Origin of the sequence: Methylobacterium sp. WL6 (assembly GCF_008040095.1) — a bacterium.
Classification (GTDB): Bacteria; Pseudomonadota; Alphaproteobacteria; order Rhizobiales; family Beijerinckiaceae; genus Methylobacterium.
Genome location: NZ_VRVH01000324.1, coordinates 1 through 4,901, shown reverse-complemented (window position 1 = coordinate 4,901; position 4,901 = coordinate 1). Strand labels below are relative to the sequence as shown.

Here is a 4,901-nt window from a genome sequence, read left to right as displayed (position 1 = left end):
CCACGGCAGCGGCGACGCGCCCGCCGCCGCCGCACCCGCCACCGTCGCGGCGGCGAACAGCGCACCGGTCTTGGCCTGCTGGTAGTTCGACAGCGCGACCTGCTCCTCCGATTCCCAGGCCTGGCCGGCGACGATGCCGGCCGGCGAGCCGACCGCGCGGGCGACCAGCCCGACGAGCGCCGCGAGCCGATGCGGGTTCCTGGCCGCGCCCCGGGCCAACGTCTCGAACGCGAGCACGATCAGCGCGTCGCCGGTGAGCACCGCCAGCGGCTCGCCGAAGGCGACGTGCACGGTGGGCTTCTGCCGGCGGGTCTCGGCGTCGTCGAAGCAGGGCAGGTCGTCGTGGACGAGGGAGGCGCAGTGCAGCAGCTCGATCGCGGCGGCGGCGGACTCGGCGGCGGCCGGATCGTCGTCGCCGCAGGCGGCGGCCACCGCCAGGCAGAGCCGGGGCCGAATGCGATGGCCGCCCGGGAACACGGCGTAGCGGATCGCCTCGGCGAGCCGCGGCGGGGCGCCCGGCGCCTCGGCGTAGGCGACCGCGTTGTCCAGGGTCCGTTCGATGCGCTGGCCTGCGTCCACCGTGACCTCCCGTGTCAATTTGCTTTGACTTTTCGAAGTGTCATCTATGATTGACACTTGTCGCGGGTGAGATCAATGCCGGATCGTCGTGCGGCACGGGGGAACGATGGTGATCGAGCGGGTCGTGGTGATCGGGGGCGGCATCGGCGGGCTCGTCGCCGCCCTCCGGCTCGCCGTGGCCGGATGCGCGGTGACGCTGCTCGAGACCGCCGGCGTGCCCGGCGGCAAGATGCGCAGCGTGCCGGTCGGTGGCACCCGGATCGAGGCCGGCCCGACCGTGTTCACCATGCGCTGGATCCTCGACGAGATCTTCGCCGAGGCCGGTGCGGATCTGGGTGAGCGGGTCGCGCTGAGCCCCGCCCGCATCCTCGCCCGCCACGCCTGGAGCGCGTCCGAGCGGCTCGACCTGCTCGCCGACGTCGACGCCTCCGCCGACGCGATCGCCGCCTTCGCTGGCGCGCGCGAGGCCGAGGGCTACCGGCGCTTCTGCGCGCGGGCCGAGCAGGTGTTCCGCACCCTCGACGCGCCGTTCATCCGCGGCGCCCGGCCCGGACCCGTCGACCTCGCCCGTCGCGCCGGCCTGTCGGGGCTGGGCGACCTGTGGCGGATCCAGCCCTTCGCCACCCTGTGGGGGGCGCTCGGCGACTACTTCCGCGACCCGCGCCTGCGGCAGCTGTTTGCCCGCTACGCCACCTATTGCGGCTCCTCGCCGTATCAGGCGCCGGCGACGCTGATGCTCGTCGCCCATGTCGAGCAGGCGGGCGTGTGGTCGATCGAGGGCGGCTTGAGCCGGCTCGCCGCGGCGGTCGCCGCACTGGCGCGCGAGCGCGGCGCGACGATCCGCACCGGTGCGCACGTCGCGCGCATCCTGGTCTCGGGCGGTGCGGTCTCGGGCGTGGTCCTCGCCGACGGCGAGCGGATCGCGGCCGACGCGGTGGTGATGAACGGCGACGTCTCGGCGCTCGCCGCCGGGTTGCTCGGGCCCGCGGTGGTCGGCGCCGCCGATCCGGTGGCGCCGGCCGAGCGCTCGCTCTCGGCGATCACCTTCTGCCTGAACGCCCGCACCGCGGGCTTTCCGCTGGCGCACCACACCGTGTTCTTCGGACGCGGCTACCGGGCCGAGTTCGACGCGATCCGCCGCGGGCGGCTGCCGCCCGACCCCACGACCTACGTCTGCGCGCAGGATCGGGCCGGCGACGCGATGCCGGACGGGCCCGAGCGCCTGCTCTGCCTCGTCAACGCGCCGGCCCGGGGCGAGCGACCCTTCACCGATACGGAGATCGACGCATGCGAAACGACGATGCGGGCACGGCTGACGGCGTGCGGCCTGACGATCTCCGCCGCCGAGACGGCGGTCACCACGCCGGCCCGGTTCGGCACCCTGTTCCCGGCGACCGGGGGGGCGCTCTACGGCCGGGCCTCGCACGGCTGGAGCGCGACCTTCAAGCGGATGGGCGCGCGGACCCGGCTGCCGGGCCTGTACCTGGCGGGCGGCAGCGTCCATCCGGGGCCGGGGGTGCCGATGGCGGCGCAATCGGGGCGGATCGCGGCGGACACGCTGCTGGCGGATCGGCGGGCGGCGCGCCCCGCTTCGACACGCCGGTCGGCCGCGACGGCTATGTCTGGTGGTACGTCGACGCCCTGAGCGCGGACGGCACCCAGGGGCTGACCATCATCGCCTTCATCGGCAGCGTGTTCTCGCCCTACTACGCCTGGGACGCCACGCGGAACCCGTTCGAGCACTGCGCCGTCAACGTCGTCCTCTACGGCGCGCGCGAAAACCGCTTCTGCATGACCGAGCGCGGCAGCCGCGCCCTGTCGCGCGATGCGACGCAGATCCGGATCGGGCCGAGCGGCATGGCCTGGGACGGCACCTCGCTCACCATCACCCTCGACGAGACCACGGCGCCGGTCCCGTCGCGGGTCCGCGGCACGGTGAAGCTTCATCCCGGAGGGATCACGCCCGGGCCCTTCACCCTGGACGCGCGGGGCGCGCATCGCTGGTGGCCGATGGCGCCGTCCTCGCCCGTCGAGGTCGCGCTCGACGCGCCGTCCGTGCGCTGGTCCGGCACCGCCTACTTCGACACCAATCACGGCGACGAGCCGCTGGCCGAGGCCTTCACGAGCTGGACCTGGTGCCGGGCGGACCTCGGCGACGGCGCGGCGATCCTCTACGACGTGTGCCGCCGCGACGGCTCGGGCCAGAACCTCTCGCTCCGCTTCGACCGCACCGGCGCCCGCCGCGATCTCCGCCCGCCCCTCGCCGCGGCCTTGCCGCCGACGCGGTTCTGGCGCGTGCCGCGCGCGACCCGCAGCGACGACGGGCGGGCGGAGGTGGTGCGGACCTTCGAGGACACGCCGTTCTACTCCCGCTCGCTGCTCTCGGCCCGGCTCGCCGGCGAGACGGTGCGCCCGGTCCACGAGAGCCTGTCGCTCGACCGCTTCCGCAATCCGCTGGTGCGGCTGATGCTGCCGTTCCGGATGCCGCGGCGGGCGTGACGACCAGGCGCCACGCGCTCGTCCGAAGCGGGTCGCGATCGAGCCCGTCAGCCCAGCCGTTCGGCGATGTGGTCGGCGACGCGCAGCGCGTTGGCGACGATCGTCAGCGTCGGGTTCACGGCGCCGATCGAGGGGAAGAAGCTCGCATCGGTGACGTAGAGGTTGTCGAGCTCGTGCGCCTTGCAGGTCAGGTCGAGCACGGACGCCTTCGGATCGGTGCCGAAGCGCAGCGTGCCGGCCTGATGCGCGGTCCCGCTCAGGGGGATGTTCTTGCCGAGATACAGCGAGCGCTCGAACAGGTAGGTGTAGAGCCCGCCCGGACGGAGCAGGTCCTCGAGCTTGCCGCGCAGGCGGTCGTGCGCCTCGCGGTTGGTCTCGCGCACGTCGAGGATCACGCGGCCGTCATGGCCGAGCATCACCCGGTTGTCGGGATGCGGCAGGTCCTCGCTCTGCAGCCAGAAGTCCATCGAGTGGCGCGCCACCATCTCGAACGGGGCATTCGGCAGGAAGCCGGTCCATTTCGGAAACTCCTCGCCGCGGATCTGCTCCGGATGCGTCTTGGCGCACATCTGGATCAGGCCCATGGGAAATTCCCAGTCCTTCGACTCGAAGTAGAAGTCCGAGACCGCGAGCGTCTTCTGGAAGACGGTGTCGTTGACCTCCTTCGACAGGGCCATCAGCACCGACATGGTGTGGCGCATGTAGTTGCGCCCGACCTGGTCGGAGCCGTTGGCCAGCCCGTTCGGGTGGGCCGCGTTGGCCGAGCGCAGGAGCAGCAGCGCCGAGGACAGCGCGCCGCACGCGACGACGACGATGTCGGCGGAGTAGCGCTCCGCCCGGCCCTCGCGGGTGACGTTCACCGCCGTCACGGTGCGGCCCGACGGGTCGGTCTCGAGCGTCGAGACGTAGGCGTTGACGAGCAGCGTGACGTTGTCGTGGCGGGCCAGCGTCGGGTCGACGGTCATCACCTGCGCGTCGGCCTTGCCGTTGAGCAGGCACGGGAACCCGTCGAAGGCGTCGCAGCGGATGCAGATGCTGGTCGGCGTCGGCTTGCCGTTGCGCTCGTCGAGCTTGATGCCGAGCGGCAGGTGGAACGGGTTGAGGCCGACCTTTGCCCAGTCGTCCGACAGCTTCTGGATGCGCGGCTCGTGGCTGACCGGGGGATGGGCGTAGGGGCCGCTCGCCCACGGCTCGTTCGGATCCTCGCCGCGTTGCCCGTGCACGGCGAACAGCGCCTCCGCCTGCCCGTAATACGGCTCGAACTCGGCATAGGAGACCGGCCAGGCCGGCGAGAGGCCGTCCACGTGACGGACCTCGCCGAAATCGCGCTCGCGCATCCGCAGCAGCGCCGAGCCGTAGACCTTCGAGTTGCCGCCGACATAGTAGTGCAACGCCGGGCTGAACGTGCGGCCGTCACCGCCGTACCAGGTCTCCTTCGCCTGGTAGGCGCCGTCGACGAAGACGGTCTTCGAATTCCAGTTGTCCTGCAAGCGCGGGAGGTAGTCGCCGCGCTCCAGCAGCAGGATGCGCTTGCCGGTCTTCGCCAGCCGCGACATCAGCGAGCCGCCGCCGGGGCCCGAGCCGATCACGATGACGTCGTAATGGTCCTCTCGCATCGGTCGGCCTCGCACTGCAATACGCTGGAGAAAACGGGTTCGCCGGCCAACGGCACAAGTCTGGAGGCGTTCCAGGCTGGCCGGTCACGGCATCGTGCGCGCTGCGATGCAGCAAACGCACCCGCTTCCGCCGCCCGGCCCGGCAACTGCGGCGGGTGAGCGGCGTTGGGCCCTCGAGCACGAACGCCGCCCCTCCCCCGTCTCGCC

The 4,901-nt window shown here is 72.4% G+C and carries 4 protein-coding genes; 2 read left to right on the top strand and 2 right to left on the bottom strand.

Annotated features, from left to right (window positions below; all coding sequences use genetic code 11):
- On the bottom strand, positions 1 to 579 hold a 579-nt coding region (locus FV230_RS24635; protein ID WP_147844268.1), incomplete at its 3' end, for a polyprenyl synthetase family protein.
- A gap of 106 nt (positions 580 to 685) precedes the next feature.
- On the opposite strand from FV230_RS24635, the gene crtD reads away from it, so the two are divergent.
- Both crtD and FV230_RS24625 read left to right on the top strand, forming a co-directional pair.
- Positions 686 to 2,224, top strand: coding sequence for a 1-hydroxycarotenoid 3,4-desaturase CrtD (gene crtD / locus FV230_RS24630; RefSeq protein WP_147844269.1), 1,539 nt, complete (start codon positions 686 to 688; stop codon positions 2,222 to 2,224).
- Positions 2,221 to 3,078, top strand: coding sequence for a carotenoid 1,2-hydratase (locus tag FV230_RS24625; protein WP_147727369.1), 858 nt, complete (start codon positions 2,221 to 2,223; stop codon positions 3,076 to 3,078). The genes crtD and FV230_RS24625 overlap by 4 nt, the downstream gene beginning before the upstream one ends.
- A 47-nt stretch (positions 3,079 to 3,125) precedes the next feature.
- On the opposite strand, the gene FV230_RS24620 is transcribed toward FV230_RS24625, so the two are convergent.
- On the bottom strand, positions 3,126 to 4,694 hold the full coding sequence (locus tag FV230_RS24620) for a GMC family oxidoreductase (RefSeq protein ID WP_147844267.1): 1,569 nt from the start codon (positions 4,692 to 4,694) through the stop codon (positions 3,126 to 3,128).
- Positions 4,695 to 4,901: the final 207 nt, after the last annotated feature.